Source organism: Streptomyces telluris, from assembly GCF_024519335.1.
Classification (GTDB): domain Bacteria; phylum Actinomycetota; class Actinomycetes; order Streptomycetales; family Streptomycetaceae; genus Streptomyces; species Streptomyces telluris.
Genome location: NZ_JANIID010000034.1, coordinates 56,234 through 76,235, shown reverse-complemented (window position 1 = coordinate 76,235; position 20,002 = coordinate 56,234). Strand labels below are relative to the sequence as shown.

Genomic DNA, 20,002 nt, shown 5'->3' with positions numbered 1-20,002 from the left:
GCGCCCACCCGAACCCCCGCACTCCACCCGCCCGTCAGGCCTTCACCGCGACAGGCCTTTCCCAGGGAGAACCATGTCCGCTGACCTCATCACCGCGCCCGTACGCGCCATGCTCGTGCTGGGCACCCGACCCGAGGCCATCAAACTGGCGCCCGTGGCCCGTGCCATGGCGCACTCCCCGCTCTTCGAACCGCTCGTCGTCACCACCGGCCAGCACCGCGAGATGCTCCACCAGATGCTGGACCTGCTGCGCGTACCGGTCCACACCGGGCTCGACGTCATGCGCGAGCGACAGCAGCTGTCCACCCTCACCGCCCGCCTCGTGGACGGCCTCGGCGAAGTGATCCGTACCGGACGCCCCGACCTCGTCGTCGTCCAGGGCGACACCACCACCGCCCTGACCGGCGCCCTCGCCGCGTTCTACGAGCACGTCCCCATCGCCCACGTGGAGGCCGGCCTGCGCACCGGTGTCCTCGACAACCCCTTCCCGGAGGAGCTCAACCGGCGCCTGATAGGCCGTACGGCGCGCTGGCACTTCGCGCCCACGGAGCGCGCCGCGGCCAACCTGAAGGCCGAAGGCGTCCCGGCCGCCGAGGTGTTCACCACCGGCAACACCGTCATCGACAACCTGCTGTGGGTGCTGGCCGAGGGCACCGGCCGCTGCCTCTTCCGCACCGGCCTGCGGCGCGTGCTGGTCACCCTGCACCGCCGCGAGAACCAGGGCGCGGTGATGCGCTCCATGGGCAAGGCCCTGTGCCGGCTCGCCGACCGCGGCGACGTGGAGATGGTGGTGCCGCTGCACAAGAGCCCCGCCGTGCGCGAGGCGCTCCTGCCGGAGCTGACCGGCCACCCGCGCATCGAGGTCGTCGAGCCGCTCGGCTACCTCGACTTCTCGGCCACGCTCGCCGGCTGCGACCTGGTCCTCACCGACTCCGGCGGCATCCAGGAGGAGGCTCCCACCCTCGGCAAGCCCGCCCTCGTGCTGCGCACGACCACCGAGCGCGCCGAGGCGGTCGAGGCCGGCGCGGCCCGGCTCGTGGGCACCGATCCGGAGTGCATCCTGGAGGCCGCCGTCCACCTTTTGGATGATCCTGCCGCCTACGAGCGGATGGCCACGGCGGGCAATCCCTTCGGGGACGGCCACGCCACCGACCGCATCATCGCCCAGCTCGCGGAGGACTTCGGCGCCGACGCGGACGGCGGCGGCGGGGCCGGGCTGGTCGCCTCCCGCACCGAGGGGCCGGGGTCATACTCGACGGCATGACGAGAGTTCAGCGGCTGCTCGGTCTCGTGCTGCTCGCCGCCGTCGTGGTGGCGGGCGCCGCCCTCGCGGCGAGCAGCCTCTGGTCCGGCGACGGCGAGCCGGAGCGGCCGTGGGCCGAGGGCTCGGTCCACGGCCCGTGGCGGTCGGTCTTCGACGGCCACGGCGAGAACATCGGCCGCCACGACGGCCTCTTCCTCGCCCCCCTGCCCGCCCGGGTGCCGGACGAGACCCACGCCGGGCTGATCGTCTCCACGGCCCGCTTCGGGGACGTGGACTACCAGGCGCGCATGCGGACCGTCGCCCAGCTGCGCACGCCCGAGCCCAACCCGTGGGAGGTGCCGTGGCTGCTGTGGGCGTACACCGACCCCGAGCACTTCTACTACGTCACCCTCAAGCCCAACGGCTGGGAGCTCGGCAAGCGCGACCCGGCCTACGAGGGCGGGCAGCGCTTCCTGGCGACCGGCCAGGGGAGCTTCCCCGTCGGCGAGTGGTCCTCCGTCCGGGTCGTGCAGCGCGGCGCGCGCATGGAGGTGAGCGTCGGCGACCGGGGCCTGGTGGCCTACGAGGACCGCGAACGGCCCTACCGGGAGGGCAGCGTGGGGGTCTACACCGAGGACGCGAAGGTGGAGTTCCGCGACCTGCTGGTGCGCCGGAGCGACTAGCCCCGACGGCAGTGCGGGAAGGACGGCGCGGCGCCTGCCACCTGTGGTCGGGGTGGGGCAGGCGCCGCGAGCTTTTCGGGGCGGGTCAGACCGTCAGGGCGCGGTCCGTCGGGCGGACCGGGGCCGGCAGGGTGCTGGTGCCGGTGAGGTAGCGGTCCACGCCGCGGGCGGCGGAGCGGCCCTCGGCGATGGCCCAGACGATGAGGGACTGGCCGCGCCCGGCGTCACCGGCGACGAACACGCCGGGGACGTTGGTGGCGTAGTCGGCGTCACGGGCGACGTTGCCGCGGGCGTCCAGCTCCAGGCCGAACTGCTCGACGAGGCCGTTCTTCACGTCAGTGCCGGTGAAGCCCATGGCGAGGGTGACCAGCTGGGCCGGGATCCTCCGCTCGGTGCCGGGCTTCTGCGTGAGCTTGCCGCCGGCGAACTCCACCTCGACGAGGTGCAGCCACTGCACGTTGCCGTCCTCGTCCCCTTCGAAGTGGGTGGTGGAGACGGAGTAGACGCGCTCGCCGCCCTCCTCGTGGGCCGAGGTGACCTTGTAGAGCATGGGGAAGGTGGGCCAGGGCTGGCCCTCGTTCCGCTCCTCCCCCGGCCGGGGCATGATCTCCAGCTGGGTGACGGAGGCCGCGCCCTGGCGGTGGGCGGTGCCCACGCAGTCGGCGCCGGTGTCGCCGCCGCCGATGACGACGACGTGCTTGCCCTCGGCGGTGATCGGGGCGACCGTCAGGTCGCCCTCCTGCACCTTGTTCGCCATGGGCAGGTACTCCATGGCGAAGTGGACGCCCTTGAGGTCGCGGCCGGGGACGGGCAGGTCGCGGGAGGTGGTGGCGCCGGCGGCGATGACGACCGCGTCGTAGCGCTTGCGGAGCTTGGCGGCGTCGATGTCGCGGCCGATCTCCACCTCGGTGCGGAACTTGGTGCCCTCCGCGCGCATCTGCTCGATGCGGCGGTTGATGTGCCGCTTCTCCATCTTGAACTCGGGGATGCCGTAGCGCAGCAGCCCGCCGATGCGGTCGGCCCGCTCGTACACCGCGACCGTGTGCCCGGCCCGGGTCAGCTGCTGGGCGGCGGCCAGGCCGGCGGGGCCGGAGCCGATGACGGCGACGGTCTTGCCGGAGAGCCGCTCGGGCGGCTGGGGGGTGACGTCGCCCGCGGCCCACGCCTTGTCGACGATGGTGACTTCGACGTTCTTGATGGTGACGGGCTGCTGGTTGATGCCCAGCACGCAGGCGGACTCGCAGGGGGCGGGGCACAGGCGGCCGGTGAACTCGGGGAAGTTGTTGGTCGCGTGCAGCCGCTCGCTCGCGGCCTGCCAGTCGTCGCGGTAGGCGTAGTCGTTCCACTCGGGGATGAGGTTCCCGAGCGGGCAGCCGTTGTGGCAGAACGGGATGCCGCAGTCCATGCAGCGGCTCGCCTGCTTGCTGATGATCGGCAGGAGCGAGCCGGGGACATAGACCTCGTTCCAGTCGCGGACGCGCTCGGCGACGGGACGGGTGCGGGCGACCTCGCGGTCCTCGGTCAGAAAGCCCTTCGGGTCAGCCATGGGTCGCCGCCTCCATCATCTTCTCGTGGGTCTCGGTCTCGGAGAGACCGGCTCGCTCGGCGGCGTCCTTGGCGGCGAGCACTGCCTTGTAGGTGGCCGGGACGACCTTGCGGAAGCGGCCGGCGGCCGTGTCCCAGTCGGCGAGGAGCCCTGCCGCGACGGTGGAGGCGGTCTCCTCGTGGTGGCGGCGCACGACGTCGTGCAGCCACTGCCGGTCGCCGGAGTCGAGGGTCTCGACGGCGCCGGCCAGCTCCTTGTTGACGTTGTCGGGGTCGAGGTCGACGACGTAGGCGACGCCGCCGGACATGCCGGCCGCGAAGTTGCGCCCGGTCTCGCCGAGGACGACGGCCCGGCCGCCCGTCATGTACTCGCAGCCGTGGTCGCCCACGCCCTCGGAGACCACGGTGGCACCGGAGTTGCGGACGCAGAAGCGTTCGCCGACCCGGCCGCGCAGGAACATCTCGCCGCCGGTGGCGCCGTAGGCGAGGGTGTTGCCGGCGATGACCGAGTACTCGGCGAGGTGGTCGGCGCCGCGGTCGGGGCGGACGACGATGCGGCCGCCGGAGAGGCCCTTGCCGACGTAGTCGTTGGCGTCGCCCTCCAGGCGCAGGGTGACGCCGCGGGGCAGGAAGGCGCCGAAGGACTGGCCGGCGGAGCCCGTGAAGGTGATGTCGACGGTGTCGTCGGGCAGTCCGGCGCCGCCGAACCGCTTGGTGACCTCGTGGCCGAGCATCGTGCCCACGGTGCGGTTGATGTTGCGGATGGGCACCTGGGCGCGGACGGGGCGGGCGTCCTCGGCGGAGGAGACCTCCAGGGCGTCGGCGGCGAGCTTGACGAGCTCGTTGTCGAGGGCCTTGGCCAGGCCGTGGTCCTGCTCGGTGGTGCGGTGGCGGACGGCCCCGGCGGGCAGGTCCGGCACGTGCAGCAGCGGGGCGAGGTCCAGGCCCTGGGCCTTCCAGTGGGTCACGGCCCGGCCGGTGTCGAGGAGTTCGGCGTGGCCGACGGCCTCCTCGAGGGTGCGGAAGCCCAGCTCGGCGAGGATCTCGCGGACCTCCTCGGCGATGAACTCGAAGAAGTTGACGACGAATTCGGCCTTGCCGGAGAACCGCTCGCGCAGCACGGGGTTCTGGGTGGCGATGCCGACCGGGCAGGTGTCCAGGTGGCAGACGCGCATCATGACGCAGCCGGAGACGACCAGCGGGGCGGTGGCGAAGCCGAACTCCTCGGCGCCGAGGAGGGCGGCGACGATCACGTCGCGGCCGGTCTTCAGCTGGCCGTCGGTCTGCACGACGATGCGGTCGCGCAGGCCGTTGAGCAGCAGCGTCTGCTGGGTCTCGGCGAGGCCGAGCTCCCAGGGGCCGCCCGCGTGCTTGAGGGAGGTCAGCGGCGAGGCGCCCGTGCCGCCGTCGTGGCCGGAGATCAGGACGACGTCGGCGTGGGCCTTGGAGACGCCCGCCGCGACCGTGCCGACGCCGACCTCGGAGACCAGCTTCACATGGATGCGGGCGGCCGGGTTGGCGTTCTTGAGGTCGTGGATGAGCTGGGCGAGGTCCTCGATGGAGTAGATGTCGTGGTGCGGGGGCGGCGAGATCAGGCCGACGCCCGGGGTGGAGTGCCGGGTCTTGGCGACCCAGGGGTAGACCTTGTGGCCGGGCAGCTGGCCGCCCTCGCCGGGCTTGGCGCCCTGGGCCATCTTGATCTGGATGTCGTCGGAGTTGACCAGGTACTCGCTGGTGACGCCGAAGCGGCCGGAGGCGACCTGCTTGATGCTGGAGCGGCGCTCGGGGTCGTAGAGGCGCTCGGGGTCCTCGCCGCCCTCGCCGGTGTTGGACTTGCCGCCCAGCCGGTTCATGGCGATGGCGAGGGTCTCGTGGGCCTCGCGGGAGATGGAGCCGTACGACATGGCGCCGGTGGAGAAGCGCTTGACGATCTCGCTGACGGGCTCGACCTCGTCGAGGGGGACGGGCTCGCGGTCGTTCTTGAGGGAGAACAGGCCGCGGAGCGTCATCAGCCGCTCGGACTGCTCGTTCACGCGCTCGGTGTACTGCTTGAAGATGTCGTAGCGGCGGGCGCGCGTGGCGTGCTGGAGCCGGAAGACGGTGTCGGGGTCGAAGAGGTGCGGCTCGCCCTCGCGGCGCCACTGGTACTCGCCGCCGATGTCGAGGCGGCGGTGGGTGGCCGCGATGCCGGTGGCCGGGTAGGCCTTGGCGTGGCGGGCGGCGACCTCGCGGGCGACGACGTCCAGGCCGGCGCCGCCGATCTTGGTGGCGGTGCCGTGGAAGTAGGTCTCGACGAAGTCCTCGTTCAGGCCGATGGCCTCGAAGACCTGGGCGCCGCGGTAGGAGGCGACGGTGGAGATGCCCATCTTGGACATGACCTTCAGGACGCCCTTGCCGAGGGCCTTGATGAGGTTGCGGATCGCGGCCTCGGGCTCGATGTCCTGCAGGAACGTCCCTGCCCGGACGAGGTCCTCGACGGACTCCATCGCCAGGTAGGGGTTGACGGCGGCCGCGCCGTAGCCGATGAGCAGCGCGACGTGGTGGACCTCGCGGACGTCGCCGGCCTCGACCAGCAGGCCCACGTGGGTGCGCTGCTTGGTGCGGATGAGGTGGTGGTGGACGGCGGAGGTGAGCAGCAGCGAGGGGATCGGCGCGTGCTCGGCGTCGGAGTGGCGGTCGGAGAGGACGACGAGCCGGGCGCCGTCGGCGATGGCGGCGTCGGCCTCGGCGCAGATCTCCGTGAGGCGGGCGGCCAGGGCCTCGCCGCCGCCGCTGACGCGGTAGAGGCCGGAGAGGGTGACGGCCTTCAGGCCCGGCATGTCGCCGTCGGCGTTGATGTGGATGAGCTTGGCGAGCTCGTCGTTGTCGATGACGGGGAAGGGCAGGGTGACGCTGCGGCAGGAGGCCGCGGTGGGCTCCAGCAGGTTGCCCTGCGGGCCGAGGGAGGAGATCAGCGAGGTGACGAGCTCCTCGCGGATGGCGTCCAGCGGCGGGTTGGTGACCTGCGCGAACAGCTGGGTGAAGTAGTCGAAGAGCAGCCGGGGCCGCTCGGAGAGCGCGGCGATCGGGGAGTCGGTCCCCATCGAACCGATGGGCTCGGCCCCGGCCTTCGCCATGGGCGCGAGGATGACGCGCAGCTCCTCCTCGGTGTAGCCGAAGGTCTGCTGGCGGCGGGTGACCGAGGCGTGGGTGTGCACGATGTGCTCGCGCTCGGGAAGGTCGGCGAGGTCGATCAGGCCGCTCTCCAGCCACTCCCCGTAGGGCGCCGCGGCGGCGAGCCCGGCCTTGATCTCGTCGTCCTCGATGATGCGGTGGTGCTCGGTGTCGACCAGGAACATCCGGCCGGGCTGCAGGCGGCCCTTGCGGACGACCTTCGCCGGGTCGATGTCGAGGACGCCGACCTCGGAGGAGAGCACGACGAGGCCCTCGTCGGTGACCCAGTAGCGGCCGGGGCGCAGGCCGTTGCGGTCGAGGACGGCGCCGACGAGGGTGCCGTCGGTGAAGGTGACGCAGGCCGGGCCGTCCCAGGGCTCCATCTGGGTGGAGTGGTACTGGTAGAAGGCGCGCCGGGCCGGGTCCATGGAGGCGTGGTTCTCCCAGGCCTCCGGGATCATCATCAGGACGCTGTGCGGCAGGGAGCGGCCGCCGAGGTGGAGCAGCTCCAGGACCTCGTCGAAGGAGGCCGAGTCGGAGGCGTCGGGGGTGCAGACGGGGAAGATCCGCTCGATGCCGCGGCCCTCGCCGTCCCCCTGGCCGGCCGTGCCGAACACCTCGCCGGCCAGCTGCGACTCCCGGGCCCGCATCCAGTTGCGGTTGCCCTTGACCGTGTTGATCTCGCCGTTGTGGGCGACGAAGCGGTACGGGTGGGCGAGTGGCCAGCTGGGGAAGGTGTTGGTGGAGAAGCGGGAGTGGACCAGCGCGATGGCGGTGGCGCAGCGGCGGTCGGAGAGGTCCGGGAAGAACGGCTCCAGCTGACCGGTGGTCAGCATGCCCTTGTAGACGATGGTGCGGGCGGAGAGCGAGGGGAAGTAGACCCCGGCCTCCCGCTCGGCGCGCTTGCGCAGCACGAACGCCTTGCGGTCGAGGGCGAGCCCGGTGTTCTCGCCGTCGCTCACGAACAGCTGGCGGAAGTCCGGCATGGTGGCGCGGGCGCTGGCGCCGAGGAGCTCGGGAGCGACGGGGACGGCGCGCCAGCCGAGGACGGTCAGGCCCTCCTCGCGGGCGATCGTCTCGATGGACGAGACGGCGGCGTCCGCGTCCGCGGCGTCCGCGGGGAGGAAGCCGATGCCGACGGCGTACGCGCCGGGCTCGGGGAGCGGGAAGCCGGCGGCCTCGCGCAGGAAGGCGTCGGGGACCTGCAGCAGGATGCCGGCGCCGTCGCCCGAGTCGGGCTCGGAGCCCGTGGCGCCGCGGTGCTCCAGGTTGCGGAGGACGGTGAGCGCCTGCTGCACGAGCGCATGGCTCGCCTCGCCGGTGAGGGTCGCGACGAAGCCGACACCACAGGCGTCGTGCTCGTTCCGCGGGTCGTACATACCCTGCTGGGCGGGGTGGGATGCGGATCGCATCGGCGGCTCCCGTCGTCGTCTTGGCAGTCCCGGCCGGTGCGGCCGGTGCATGTGCCGAGGGACGACGTTGGCCCTCTGCGAAAGAAGTTGGTGCAGGTTACATGATGGGGCGCTTCTCAAAAAGTGGAAGCCCCGGTCCAGCATGTGGACGCTGCGGAAGGCGGCGAGCTGCCGGAAGCACTGGGGATCGCCCGGCCCGGCCCCGCCGGACACAGCACAGGGCGGGCGGCGTTGCCCGCTGCGCTACCGGATTGTGCCCGGCCGTCGAGGGCTTGAAACCGCGATGTCATCCGTACGTTATGCGGGAGCCCGCATAAAGCATCACCCCAGGGCGGTGCCGAAGGCAATACCGAGGGCGTAAGTCACACCCGCGGCCGCGGCGCCCAGGAAGAGCTGGCGCAGGCCGCTGAACCACCAGGAGCGGGCCGTCACCCGTGCCACGACGGCCCCGCAGGCGAAGAGGCCGAGCAGCGCGAGCAGCACCGCGGGCCACAGCGAGGTCGCTCCCAGCAGGTACGGCAGCAGGGGCAGCAGCGCGCCCAGCGCGAACGAGCCGAACGACGACACCGCCGCGACCATGGGCGACGGCAGGTCGGAGGGGTCGATGCCGAGCTCCTCGCGGGCGTGGATCTCCAGCGCCTGCTCGGGGTCGCGGGACAGCTGCATGGCGACCTCGAACGCGAGCTTGGGCTCGACGCCCCGCGACTCGTAGAGCGCGGCCAGCTCCGCCAGCTCGTCGGCCGGGTGCTTGTGCAGCTCGCGGCGCTCCACGTCCAGCTCGGCGAGGACGAGTTCGCGCTGCGAGGCGACGGAGGTGTACTCGCCGGCGGCCATGGAGAACGCACCCGCGGCGAGGCCGGCCAGGCCGGCGATGACGATCGTCTGCGCGGAGGCGGAACCGCCCGCGACACCGGTCATCAGGGCGACGTTGGAGACCAGGCCGTCCATGGCGCCGAACACCGCGGGGCGCAGCCAGCCGCCGTTCACGTCGCGGTGCGTGTGGTTGTCGCGGTGCGCGGCGTGCGGTGCGGCAACGGCTTCCAGGACAGACATCTCCGGTGGGCTCCCTTCCCCTGGGGGTGGCGCCTCGTCCGCCCGCCCCCGCTGATTTCGAAGGTACGCACGAAAACGATGATCCGCTAGCAAGGAAGGCCTGCCTGACCTGGGCATACGGGGCCCCTGCGGGGGCGTGCCGCAGGCACGAAAAATCCCGCCGCAGCGGCGATCGGCCACTGCGGCGGGACCCGGCGGGGCCGAACCGCCGTCAGACCTTCTTCGGCTTGGGGGACGAGCCCTCCACGGGCGCGTCACCGTCACCGCCCGGCTTTGTCAGGGACGTCGGCTCCTCGCCGGCGCCTGCCTCCCCGATGACGCCCGGTTCCACCACGAGCTCCCTGCCGGGGCACCGCTTCGCGGAGATGATCATGTAGACGACGGCCGCGATGAAGACCACGATCGACGTCCACCCGTTGAGCCGCAGGCCCAGCACGTGGTGCGCGTCGTCCACCCGCAGGTACTCGAACCAGAAGCGGCCCACCGTGTACGAGGCCACGTACAGCGCGAACGCGCGCCCGTGCCCGAGGGTGAAGCGCCGGTCCGCCCAGATCACCAGGCCCGCGATCAGCAGGCACCACAGCGACTCGTACAGGAACGTCGGGTGGTAGGTGCCTGCGACCCGGCCGATCGCCGGATCGGCGTCGATCTTCAGCCCCCACGGCAGCGTCGTCGGCTTGCCGTACAGCTCCTGGTTGAACCAGTTGCCCCAGCGGCCGATCGCCTGGGCGACGGCCAGGCCGGGGGCGAGGGCGTCCGCCCAGGCCGGCAGGGGGATGCCACGGCGGCGGCAGCCGATCCACGCGCCGACCGCGCCGAGCGCGACCGCACCCCAGATGCCGAGGCCGCCCTCCCAGATCTTGAAGGAGTTGACCCAGTCGCGGCCCTCGCCGAAGTACAGCTCGTAGTCGGTGATGACGTGGTAGAGCCGGCCGCCGACGAGCCCGAAGGGCACTGCCCAGACGGCGATGTCGGCAACCGTCCCGGCCCGCCCGCCGCGGGCGATCCAGCGCCGGTTGCCCAGCCAGACCGCCACGAAGACGCCGATGATGATGCAGAAGGCATAGCCGCGCAGCGGGACCGGTCCGAGGTGGATCACGCCGGTCGACGGGCTGGGAATGTATGCGAGTTCCATGACATCCCCGACGCTACCCTGCCGGGGCGACGGAACGGCAACCCACCCGGCGCAACAGCTGCGTAACGCCCCGGGGCCTCAGCCCTTCGCGGCTTCGGCGACCATCTGCCGGAGTTTGTCCGGGGTGAGCGGGTTCTTCTGGTCGCCGTAGATGCTCTTGCCGTTGAGCAGGACGGTCGGGGTGGCGCGGAAGGAGGACTTGCCGAAGGCCTCGTGGGACTTCTTCACCCAGCTGTCGTGGGTGCCGTCGTCCACGCAGGTGCGGAAGGCGGGGGTGTCCAGCCCGGGCACCTGCCCGGCCAGCTCCAGCAGGCGCGCCTTCTTGCCGTAGGCGTCGTCGGTCTCCTGCGGCTGGTTCTTGAAGAGCAGGTCGTGGTACGCGGCGAACTTCCCGGCGTCCTGCGCGCAGGCCGCCGCATTGGCGGCGTTGAGCGAGCCGCTGCCGCCGAGGTTGTTGTCGATCAGGGTGACCAGGTGGTACTCGGCCTTGAGCTGTCCCTTCTGCTCCAGCTCGTTGACCGTGTCGCGGAAGACGTTCTCGAAGCCGCCGCAGCCCGGGCAGCGGAAGTCCTCGTAGACCGTGAGGGTCGCCTTCGCGGCGGGCTTGCCGACCGGGATGGTGACGCTGTCCTTTCCGGTGGCGCCCTGCGGGGCGACCAGGGGCCCGGCGGCCTCCTTCTTGCCGCCGCCCGTGTTCGCCACGAGCGCCGCGATGCCGGCGCCCGCGCCGAGGACGGCGACGACGATCACACCGGCGATCAGCGTGCGCTTGCGCTTGGCACGGGCCTCTTCGCGCTGCCGCTGTTCCTGCAGCCGCTCACGGGCGCTGCGCTTCCCATCCGAGTTCTTCTGGCTCACATCCCGCTACAACGAACCGGGGGCCCGCCCATGCGCGCCCCCGGTCGCCGGTTCCTTCAAAAGAGTTACGCGCGTTTGCGCACGCCCTCGGCCAGTTCACCCGCGAGGGCGCGGACGGCGGCGAGACCGGCCTCCAGGTCGGGGGCGTCCAGGAGCCGCTTGACGAAGGCCGAGCCGACGATCACACCATCGGCGAAGGCGGCCACCTCCGCGGCCTGGGCGGCGTTGGAGACGCCCAGGCCGACGCAGACCGGCAGCTCGGTGACCGCGCGCGTGCGGCGCACCAGGTCCTGCGCCTCGTTGCCGACGGACTCGCGGGTGCCGGTGACGCCCATCAGCGAGGCCGCGTACACGAAGCCGCTGCCCGCTGCCGTGATCTTGGCGAGGCGCTCGTCGCGGCTGCTGGGCGCGACCACGAAGACGGTGGCGAGGCCGTGCTGCTCGGCGGCCTTGCGCCAGGCCTCGGACTCCTCGACGGGCAGGTCGGGCAGGATGCAGCCCGCTCCCCCGGCGGCGGCGAGATCGGCGGCGAAGCGCTCGGGGCCGTAGGCGTCGACGGGGTTCCAGTAGGTCATGCACAGCACGGGCGCGCCCGTGATCTCGTGCGCCTCCTTGACCGTGCGGATGACGTCGACGATCTTGATGCCGCCGCGCAGGGCGATGTCGTCGGCGGTCTGGATGACCGGGCCGTCCAGGACCGGGTCGCTGTGCGGCAGGCCGACCTCGACGATGTCGCAGCCGCCGTCGAGCATGGCGGTGACGGCGCGCACGCCGTCGTCCACGGTCGGGAAGCCGGCGGGGAGGTAGCCGACGAGCGCGGCGCGGTTCTCGGCCCTGGCGGCGGCCAGGACGGAGCTCAGCAGTTCGATGTTGCCCGCCATTACTGCTCCCCCGCCTCGTCGTACAGCCCGAAGTAGCGGGCTGCGGTGTCCATGTCCTTGTCGCCGCGCCCGGAGAGGTTGACCAGGATCAGCCCGTCCGTGCCCAGCTCCTTGCCGAGCTCCAGCGCCCCGGCCAGCGCGTGCGCGCTCTCGATGGCCGGGATGATGCCCTCGGTGCGGGAGAGCAGCCGCAGGGCCTGCATGGCGTCGTCGTCCGTGACGGCCCGGTACTCGGCGCGGCCGGTGTCCTTCAGGTAGGAGTGCTCCGGGCCGATGCCGGGGTAGTCCAGGCCCGCCGAGATCGAGTACGGCTCGGTGATCTGGCCGTCCTCGTCCTGCAGGACGTAGGAGCGCGAGCCGTGCAGGATGCCGGGCGTGCCGGCGGTGAGGGTGGCCGCGTGCTCGCCGGTGGCCAGGCCGTGGCCGCCGGGCTCGCAGCCGATCAGGCGGACGCCCTCGTCGGGGAGGAAGGCGTGGAACAGGCCGATGGCGTTGGAGCCGCCGCCCACGCAGGCCACGGCGGCGTCCGGCAGGCGGCCGGCGCGCTCCAGGATCTGGCGGCGCGCCTCGACGCCGATGACCCGGTGGAAGTCGCGGACGAGGGCCGGGAAGGGATGCGGGCCCGCGACGGTGCCGAAGAGGTAGTGCGTGCGGTCGACGTTGGCGACCCAGTCGCGGAACGCCTCGTTGATGGCGTCCTTCAGGGTGCGGCTGCCGGACTTCACGGCGATGACCTCGGCGCCGAGCATCCGCATGCGGGCGACGTTCAGCGCCTGCCGCTGCGTGTCCACCTCGCCCATGTAGATGGTGCATTCGAGGCCGAAGAGGGCGCAGGCGGTGGCGGTGGCGACGCCGTGCTGGCCGGCGCCCGTCTCCGCGATGACGCGGGTCTTGCCCATGCGCTTGGTGAGCAGGGCCTGGCCCAGCACGTTGTTGATCTTGTGCGAGCCGGTGTGGTTGAGGTCCTCGCGCTTGAGGAAGATCCGGGCGCCCCCGGCGTGCTCGGCGAAGCGCGGCACCTCGGTGAGGGCGCTGGGCCGGCCGGTGTAGTTGACCATCAGGTCGGCCAGCTCGGCGGCGAAGGCGGGGTCCGCCTTGGCCTTCTCGTACTCGGCGGCGACCTCGTCGACGGCGGCGACGAGGGCCTCGGGGATGAACTTGCCGCCGAACGCGCCGAAGTAGCCTTCGGCGCTGGGAACTTGACCTTCCGGGTCCGGGACGAAGAATTCAGAGGACACGTACGTACTCCTCGGACGACTGTGAGGTTGTGGGTAGCGGGTGACGGTTCAGGGCGCGGTGCCCGGACGCCATCGCATCCCGTTGATCTGACCCGGCTCACAGCCGATGTGGTACCGCACGCGACGTCCCAGGATGCGTCGCGCGGGCGCGCGGCAGCCCCGGGGGCGGCACCCCCGGGCCAGTCGCGCGTACGCCCTCATGGACCGGTCAGCCCCGCCCGTGCCGCAGCGCCGGGTGGGCCCCGGCCGCGACCAGGTCGGCGACGGCGCCCTTGGGGTCTCGGCCGGTGACCAGGGACTCGCCGACCAGGACGGCGTCGGCGCCGTCGTTCGCGTAGGCGATGAGGTCGTGCGGGCCGCGCACGCCGGACTCGGCGATCTTGACGATGCCGTCCGGGATCTCGGGGGCGACGCGGGCGAAGGTGCCGCGGTCCACCTCGAGGGTCTTGAGGTTGCGGGCGTTGACGCCGATGATCCGGGCCCCGGCGTCGACCGCGCGCTGGACCTCCTCCTCGTCGTGCACCTCGACCAGCGGGGTGAGCCCGATGGACTCGGCCCGCTCGATGAGGGAGACGAGGGCCTCCTGCTCCAGGGCGGCGACGATCAGCAGGGCCAGGTCGGCGCCGTAGGCGCGGGCCTCCCACAGCTGGTAGGCGGTGACGATGAAGTCCTTGCGCAGGATCGGGATGTCGACCTTGGCGCGGACGGCTTCGAGGTCGGCGAGGGAGCCGCCGAAGCGCCGCTGCTCGGTCAGCACGCTGATCACGGCCGCGCCGCCCGCCTCGTAGTCGGCGGCGAGGCCGGCGGGGTCGGCGATGGCGGCCAGCGCGCCCTTGGAGGGGCTGGAGCGCTTGACCTCGCAGATCACGCTGACGTTCTCGCCGCGGAGGGCGGCGGCGCCGTCCTTCGCCTGAGGCGCCTTGGCGGCCCGCTCCTTGAGCTCGTCGAGGCTGACGCGCGCCTGCCGCTCCGCGAGGTCGGCACGGACGCCCTCGATGATCTCGTCGAGCACACTCACGCGAGCGGCCCCCTTCCGGACTCGGATGGTCTGGGCTGGTGCGGCGGGAATCCTCCCCCACCAGGCACTGCGATGGTATCTGCCGCGGGGCGAAGGTTTCGCATCCGGTTGACGCGGGTCCCACCTCGTGGACGTCCGGTGGACACGCTCCGCCGCCGGGCCGGAGGTCCGTCTAGGGGGTCAGGGCGGCGCCGAAGGGCAGGTTCCGCACGACCGTGAAGAGCAGGACGAGGGCGCCTAGGGCCCACCAGTGGCGGGCGCGCGGGGAGAGCCGCACGCCCTCGTGGCCCCGCAGGGCCCTGGTGATCCACACGCACCACAGGACGGCGAAGGCGGCGTACCCGGCGACAGCCAGGGCGTTCGCGCCGAGCGCGGCGGGGAGGTCGCCGTGGGCGAGCGCGTGGACGCCGCGCAGCCCGCCGCAGCCGGGGCAGTACAGGCCCGTCCAGCGCAGCAGGGGGCAGGCGGGGTAGTGGCCGGGTACGCCCGGGTCCACGGCGCCGACGCAGCCGAAGGCCGCGGCGAGGCCGGCCGCGACGCCCAGGGGGGCGGCCAGCCGGCGCGTACGGTCCCTCGCGGCGGCGATCACACCGAAAGTCTCCGCCGGACAGCACGAAGGCGCAGCTCAGGGCCGTCGTACGGAGGACCGTACGGGGCCCGGGGCCGCGCCTCGGGGCAAGAACGGCGGGGCGGACGCGGGGCGTCAGCTCCGGCCGGTCTCGCCGGCCATCTTCAGAGGAGCCCGCTTGGGCATGCCCATGCCCATCATGCTCATGACGCCGCCGACGACACCACCGATCGCGATGATGGCGATGCCGGCCCAGAAGCCGACCGGCTTCGCGGCCACCATGAAGGCGCCGGAGACGCAAAAGCCGATGAAGGCGATCGTGACACCGGTCCAGGCGGCCGGGGTGTGTCCGTGGCTGGTACCCGCCATGACTAAGACTCCTCGTTGCTGTGGCGCGCCCGCGGGCGCGGAGAACGCTCATGGTCATTGTCCCCGACGGCCGGGGCCGCCTCGATCCGGGGGGCGCCGCCGGGGCGTGTCACGCCCTCGTGGGGTCCTCGCCGCGGTCGAGGGCCTTCCACAGCTCCTCGGGGCGCTCCGGGTCGGGGGCGGTGCGGGTGCGGCGCGGGCGCGGGGTGCCGTCGCGCTCGTACCGCCCGGACATGGCCGGCCAGTGGCGGCCGTAGCGCAGCGCGAGGAGCCCCGCGAGCAGCAGCAGGACGCCGCCCGCGAGGGCGACCCACGGCCACGCCGTATGGGTGACGTTGTCGATGGCGCCGCTGGTGAGGCCGTTGGCCTTGGCGGCCTGCTCGTCCAGGGCGGCGGTGTCGCCCGCACCGGTGACCGCGCCGGCCACGACCCCGGCGCCCGCGAGGACGAGCCCGGCGGCCACCACGGTGCGCCAGACGCCGCGGACGGCGAAGACCGCGACGAGGGCGGCGAGGCCGACGACGGCGAGGGCGCCGGGCAGGCCGGTGACGTCCTGGCCGCTGACGTGCTTGGCGACGGTGCTCCCGGCGACGGTCGTCGTCCCCTCGGCCCAGGTGCGGCCGCCCGCGAGCAGGGCGAGGGCGGCGCCGGCCGCGCCGAGGAGCAGCGCGGTGCCTACGGTTCTTCCTGTGCTCACGGCTCCACTATCCCTTGTGGGTGGTTTGTCGGTGCCGCCGGGGTGGCGGCTAGGCGAGCCGGTTCGCGGTGTGCACGGCGCGCAGCACCGCCGCGGCCTTGTTGCGGCACTCCGCGTCCTCCGCCGCGGGGTCGGAGTCGGCGACGACGCCCGCGCCCGCCTGGACGTAGGCGGTGCCCTCCTTCAGGACGGCGGTGCGGATGGCGATGGCGGTGTCGGAGTCCCCGGCGAAGTCCAGGTAGCCGACGCAGCCGCCGTACAGGCCGCGGCGCGACGGCTCCAGCTCCTCGATGATCTGCATGGCGCGCGGCTTGGGCGCGCCCGAGAGCGTGCCGGCCGGGAAGCAGGCGGTGAGCACGTCGAAGGCGGTGCGCCCGGCGGCGAGGCGGCCGGTGACCGTGGAGACGATGTGCATCACGTGGCTGTAGCGCTCGATCGACATGAAGTCGACGACCTCGACGCTGCCGGGCTCGCAGACCCGTCCGAGGTCGTTGCGGCCGAGGTCGACGAGCATCAGGTGCTCGGCGCGCTCCTTGGCGTCGCCGAGGAGCTCCTCGGCGAGCGCGGCGTCCGCCTGCGGGGTGGCCCCGCGCGGCCGGGTGCCGGCGATGGGGTGCACCATGGCCTGCCCGTCCTCGACCTTGACGAGCGCCTCCGGGCTGGAGCCGACGACGTCGAACCCGTCGAACCGGAACAGGTACATGTAGGGGCTCGGGTTCGTCGCCCGCAGCACGCGGTAGACGTCGAGCGCGGAGGCCGAGCAGGGCGTCTCGAAGCGCTGCGAGGGCACGACCTGGAAGGCCTCGCCGGCGCGGATGCGCTCCTTGATGTCCTCGACGGCCGCCATGTAGTCCGGGCCGCCCCAGCGTGCGGTGTACTCGGGCAGCTCGGAGGGGGGCAGGGCGGTGGGGGCCGAGGGCGCGGGCCGGTGCAGGTCGGCGGCCATGGCGTCCAGCCGGGCGACGGCGTCGGCGTACGCCTCGTCCACGCCGGTGTCGAGGTCGTTGTGGTTGATCGCGTTGGCGATCAGCAGGACGGTGCCGTTCCAGTGGTCGAGGACGGCGAGGTCGGAGGTGAGGAGCATGGTGAGCTCCGGCAGGCCGAGGGGGTCGTGGTCCTCGCCGCCGTGCTCGCCGATCTTCTCCAGGCGGCGGACGACGTCGTAGCCGAGGTAGCCCACCATGCCGCCGGTGAAGGGCGGCAGTCCGGCACCCTCCATGAGGTCGCGCGGGGTGTGCAGGGCGGCCACGGTGGCGCGCAGCGCCTCCAGCGGGTCGCCGCCGGTGGGGACGCCGACGGGAGGGGTGCCCAGCCAGTGGGTCGCGCCGTCGCGCACGGTGAGGGTCGCGGCGCTGCGGACGCCCACGAAGGAGTAGCGCGACCAGGTGCGGCCGTTCTCCGCGGACTCCAGCAGAAAGGTTCCGGGGCGCTCGGCGGCGAGCTTGCGGTACAGGCCGACGGGGGTGTCGCCGTCGGCGAGGAACCGCCGGGTGACCGGGATGACCCGGCGGTCCTTCGCGAGCGTACGGAAGGTGTCGGCGTCCGGGGTGATGTCACCGGTGGTCGTGGCAGCCATGGCAGCGGAGCCTACTTGCCCAGCGGGAGGACGTCGGCATCGAAACAGGTGCGGTCGCCTGTGTGGCAGGCGGCGCCCACCTGGTCCACCTTGACGAGGAGGGCGTCCTTGTCGCAGTCGAGGGCCACGGACTTCACGTGCTGGACGTGTCCGGACGTGTCTCCCTTGACCCAGTATTCCCGGCGGCTGCGGCTCCAGTAGGTGCAGCGGCCGGTGGTCAGGGTGCGGTGGAGCGCCTCGTCGTCCATCCAGCCGAGCATGAGGACCTCGCCGGTGTCGTACTGCTGGGCGATGGCGGGAATCAGCCCGTCCGCGCTGCGCTTGAGGCGCGCGGCGATGGCGGGGTCGAGGGAGGACGCGGGGGCGCTGTTGCCGGTCATGGGGTCCATTCTGCCGCGCGGGCCCGCCGGGACCCCCCGAACGGGCCTGTCAGTGGCGTACGGCATGCTTCGCCCATGAGTACTCCGCCCTCGAACCCTCCGCAGCCCCCCGGTGGCGGCGGTGGGTTCGGCCCGCCGCAGCAGTTCGGGCCGCCGTCGGCCCAGCCGCCCGCCCAGCCTTACGGACAGCCCCAAGCGCCGCAGGGATACGGCCAGCAGCCCGGCTTCGGTCAGCAGCCGGGTTTCGGCCAGTACGGCCAGCAACAGCAGTACGGGCAGCAGTTCGGCCAGCCCATGCCGCCCCCGCCCCCGCCCTCTGGCGGCAACGGCGCGAAGGTCGCCGCGATCGTCATCGGCTGCGTCCTGGTGGTCGGCCTCATCGTGGGCGGCATCATGCTGACCGCCGGCGGCGACAAGGACGACAAGCCGACCGCCAAGCCGAAGAGCTCGTCGGTACCGTCGGCGGCGCCCTCCGCGCCGGCCGTGGACCCGAGCGCCCCGGGCGCCAACCCCTCCGGCCCGGAGCCGTCCTCCTCCGGCCTGCCGTCGGTCTCCCGCGTGCCGTACGTGGTGCTCAAGCCCGGCCAGTGCTTCGACCACCCGCGCATGAGCATCGGGCTCACCGAGGTGAAGACGAAGCCGTGCAGCGGTCCGCACGACGGTGAGGTCATCGCCAACGAGACCCTGACCGGCAAGTTCGACACCGAGCTGGACATCCAGACCAAGGCCCGGGAGCTGTGCAAGAAGAGGGCGCAGGACCGCATGCGCTCCATATCCGACGGCAAGAACTACTACTCGTACGTGCTCTACCCGACCCCGACCACCTACGCCCGGGGCCAGGACCAGATCACGTGTTCGATGACGCTGAGCGTCTCGCAGGGCGGCCAGAAGATGGACAAGCCGCTGCCCGAGTAGTCGCGGGGGCGTGGCACCGGCAGGGGGCCGGCCTTAGGGTGGCGCCATGTCGACCCACGCCCAGCGCGAACGCCTGTTCCTCGCCGATCTGTTGGAGTCGGCGGGCCCGGACGCCCCGACGCTCTGCGCCGGCTGGCGGGCCCGTGACCTCGCGGCCCACGTCGTGGTGCGCGAGCGCCGCGCCGACGCCGCCGCCGGGATCGTGCTCAAGCCCCTGGCCGCACGTCTGGAGCGGGTGCAGGCGGAGTTCGCCGCCAAGCCCTACGAGGAGCTGATCCAGCTCATCCGCACCGGGCCGCCGCGGCTGTCGCCCTACGCCCTCAAGCAGGTCGACGAGGCCGCGAACACCGTCGAGTTCTACGTGCACGCCGAGGACGTCCGCCGGGCCCAGCCGGACTGGGCCCCGCGGGAGGTCGACCCCGTCTTCGCGGACGCCCTGTGGGCCCGGCTGGAGCGGGCGGCCCGGGTGCTCGGCCGGAGATCGCCCGTCGGCCTGGTCCTGCGCCGCCCCGACGGGCGCACGGCGGTCGCCCGGCGCGGCGCGCCGGTGGTGACCGTCACCGGGGAGCCCGGCGAGCTGACCCTCTTCGCCTTCGGCCGCCAGGCGGCCGCCCGGGTGGAGCTGGACGGCGAAAAGGACGCGGTGGCCGAGGTGGAGGGGGCCGAGCTGGGAATCTGAGGTTCCGTGCCGGACCCGACTCCGAAGAGGTGCCCTGCCATGGCGTACACCAGCAGATCCGCCCACTCCGCCCCGTCGCCCGCACCACCCCTGACCGGCTTCTCGCTGGGGATCCTGCTGCTCCGGCTGATGATCGGCCTCATCATGATGGGGCACGGCACGCAAAAGCTGTTCGGCTGGTTCGACGGACCCGGCCTCGACGGCGTCGCGAAGGGCTTCCAGGCCTGGGGCTATCCCGCGCCCAAGGCGATGGCCGTCATCGCCGGCCTCAGCGAGACGCTGGGCGGCGCCGGCCTCTTCCTCGGCCTGCTCACCCCGCTGGCCGCGGCCGCCGTGCTCGGCACGATGGTCAACGCGCTCGGGGTGACCTGGGACGGCTTCTTCCTCCCCAAGGGCATCGAGTTCACCCTGCTGGTCGCCGTCACGGCGACGGCCCTCGCGCTCACGGGCCCCGGCAGGTACTCGGTGGACGCACACCTGCCGGTGCTGCGGCAGAACCGGCTGTCCTACGGGATCGCGGCGATCGCCCTCGCCCTGGTGACGGGGGCGATCTTCCTGCTGATCCGCGACTAGCCTCCGGCGGGCCTTCACCCGGCTGC

18 protein-coding genes and 1 pseudogene are annotated in these 20,002 nt (G+C 72.7%); 5 read left to right on the top strand and 14 right to left on the bottom strand.

Annotated elements, in window-relative coordinates; all coding sequences use genetic code 11:
• Positions 1 to 73 precede the first annotated feature (73 nt).
• Positions 74 to 1,264 (top strand): non-hydrolyzing UDP-N-acetylglucosamine 2-epimerase, encoded by a 1,191-nt coding sequence (gene wecB, locus NQU55_RS29335; protein WP_240976129.1) that lies wholly within the window; start codon positions 74 to 76, stop codon positions 1,262 to 1,264.
• A complete protein-coding gene (locus tag NQU55_RS29330) occupies positions 1,261 to 1,926 on the top strand; it encodes a 3-keto-alpha-glucoside-1,2-lyase-like domain-containing protein (protein ID WP_168091251.1) in 666 nt (221 codons plus the stop codon). Before wecB ends, NQU55_RS29330 begins: the two co-directional genes overlap by 4 nt.
• A gap of 85 nt (positions 1,927 to 2,011) precedes the next feature.
• Here NQU55_RS29330 and NQU55_RS29325 read toward each other — a convergent pair whose 3' ends face one another.
• From NQU55_RS29325 to hisI, 14 genes and pseudogenes are all read right to left on the bottom strand, one after another.
• Positions 2,012 to 3,472, bottom strand: a complete 1,461-nt coding sequence (locus tag NQU55_RS29325; RefSeq protein ID WP_168091252.1) for a glutamate synthase subunit beta — start codon at positions 3,470 to 3,472, stop codon at positions 2,012 to 2,014.
• Positions 3,465 to 8,036 (bottom strand): glutamate synthase large subunit, encoded by a 4,572-nt coding sequence (gene gltB / locus NQU55_RS29320; RefSeq protein WP_168091253.1) that lies wholly within the window; start codon positions 8,034 to 8,036, stop codon positions 3,465 to 3,467. The genes NQU55_RS29325 and gltB overlap by 8 nt, the downstream gene beginning before the upstream one ends.
• Before the next feature lie 321 nt (positions 8,037 to 8,357).
• Positions 8,358 to 9,089, bottom strand: a complete 732-nt coding sequence (locus tag NQU55_RS29315) for a VIT1/CCC1 transporter family protein (protein WP_168091254.1) — start codon at positions 9,087 to 9,089, stop codon at positions 8,358 to 8,360.
• A gap of 211 nt (positions 9,090 to 9,300) precedes the next feature.
• Entirely contained in the window at positions 9,301 to 10,224 is a 924-nt protein-coding gene (gene lgt / locus NQU55_RS29310) for a prolipoprotein diacylglyceryl transferase (protein ID WP_168091255.1), read from the bottom strand.
• A gap of 78 nt (positions 10,225 to 10,302) precedes the next feature.
• On the bottom strand, positions 10,303 to 11,082 hold the full coding sequence (locus NQU55_RS29305) for a DsbA family protein (RefSeq protein WP_168091256.1): 780 nt from the start codon (positions 11,080 to 11,082) through the stop codon (positions 10,303 to 10,305).
• Between the two features lie 65 nt (positions 11,083 to 11,147).
• Positions 11,148 to 11,963, bottom strand: a complete 816-nt coding sequence (gene trpA, locus NQU55_RS29300) for a tryptophan synthase subunit alpha (RefSeq protein WP_168091257.1) — start codon at positions 11,961 to 11,963, stop codon at positions 11,148 to 11,150.
• Positions 11,963 to 13,201: a tryptophan synthase subunit beta gene (gene trpB, locus NQU55_RS29295; RefSeq protein ID WP_168091258.1), complete on the bottom strand. Its 1,239-nt coding sequence runs from the start codon at positions 13,199 to 13,201 to the stop codon at positions 11,963 to 11,965. The genes trpA and trpB overlap by 1 nt, the downstream gene beginning before the upstream one ends.
• A gap of 48 nt (positions 13,202 to 13,249) precedes the next feature.
• Positions 13,250 to 13,393: pseudogene (trpM, locus tag NQU55_RS37195) on the bottom strand (tryptophan biosynthesis modulator TrpM); the annotation flags it as partial.
• 16 nt (positions 13,394 to 13,409) lie between these two features.
• Entirely contained in the window at positions 13,410 to 14,219 is an 810-nt protein-coding gene (trpC, locus tag NQU55_RS29290) for an indole-3-glycerol phosphate synthase TrpC (protein ID WP_168091259.1), read from the bottom strand.
• Between the two features lie 172 nt (positions 14,220 to 14,391).
• A complete protein-coding gene (locus NQU55_RS29285) occupies positions 14,392 to 14,808 on the bottom strand; it encodes a DUF2752 domain-containing protein (RefSeq protein WP_168091260.1) in 417 nt (138 codons plus the stop codon).
• A gap of 114 nt (positions 14,809 to 14,922) precedes the next feature.
• On the bottom strand, positions 14,923 to 15,156 hold the full coding sequence (locus NQU55_RS29280; protein WP_168091261.1) for an HGxxPAAW family protein: 234 nt from the start codon (positions 15,154 to 15,156) through the stop codon (positions 14,923 to 14,925).
• Positions 15,157 to 15,265: 109 nt separating this feature from the next.
• Positions 15,266 to 15,853 carry a TIGR02234 family membrane protein gene (locus NQU55_RS29275; protein ID WP_168091262.1) on the bottom strand — a complete coding sequence of 196 codons (588 nt, stop codon included), beginning with the start codon at positions 15,851 to 15,853 and terminating at the stop codon, positions 15,266 to 15,268.
• Positions 15,854 to 15,902: 49 nt separating this feature from the next.
• Positions 15,903 to 17,429, bottom strand: coding sequence for an anthranilate synthase component I (locus NQU55_RS29270; protein ID WP_168091263.1), 1,527 nt, complete (start codon positions 17,427 to 17,429; stop codon positions 15,903 to 15,905).
• An 11-nt stretch (positions 17,430 to 17,440) separates the two neighbouring features.
• Positions 17,441 to 17,818 (bottom strand): phosphoribosyl-AMP cyclohydrolase, encoded by a 378-nt coding sequence (gene hisI, locus NQU55_RS29265; RefSeq protein WP_372504839.1) that lies wholly within the window; start codon positions 17,816 to 17,818, stop codon positions 17,441 to 17,443.
• 66 nt (positions 17,819 to 17,884) lie between these two features.
• On the opposite strand from hisI, the gene NQU55_RS29260 reads away from it, so the two are divergent.
• From NQU55_RS29260 to NQU55_RS29250, 3 genes are read left to right on the top strand one after another with little or no spacing between them, the layout of a single operon-like run.
• Entirely contained in the window at positions 17,885 to 18,724 is an 840-nt protein-coding gene (locus NQU55_RS29260; protein WP_168091265.1) for a septum formation family protein, read from the top strand.
• Positions 18,725 to 18,770: 46 nt separating this feature from the next.
• Positions 18,771 to 19,403, top strand: coding sequence for a TIGR03085 family metal-binding protein (locus NQU55_RS29255; RefSeq protein WP_168091266.1), 633 nt, complete (start codon positions 18,771 to 18,773; stop codon positions 19,401 to 19,403).
• Positions 19,404 to 19,442: 39 nt separating this feature from the next.
• A complete protein-coding gene (locus NQU55_RS29250; protein ID WP_168091267.1) occupies positions 19,443 to 19,976 on the top strand; it encodes a DoxX family protein in 534 nt (177 codons plus the stop codon).
• The last annotated feature ends 26 nt before the right edge of the window (positions 19,977 to 20,002 follow it).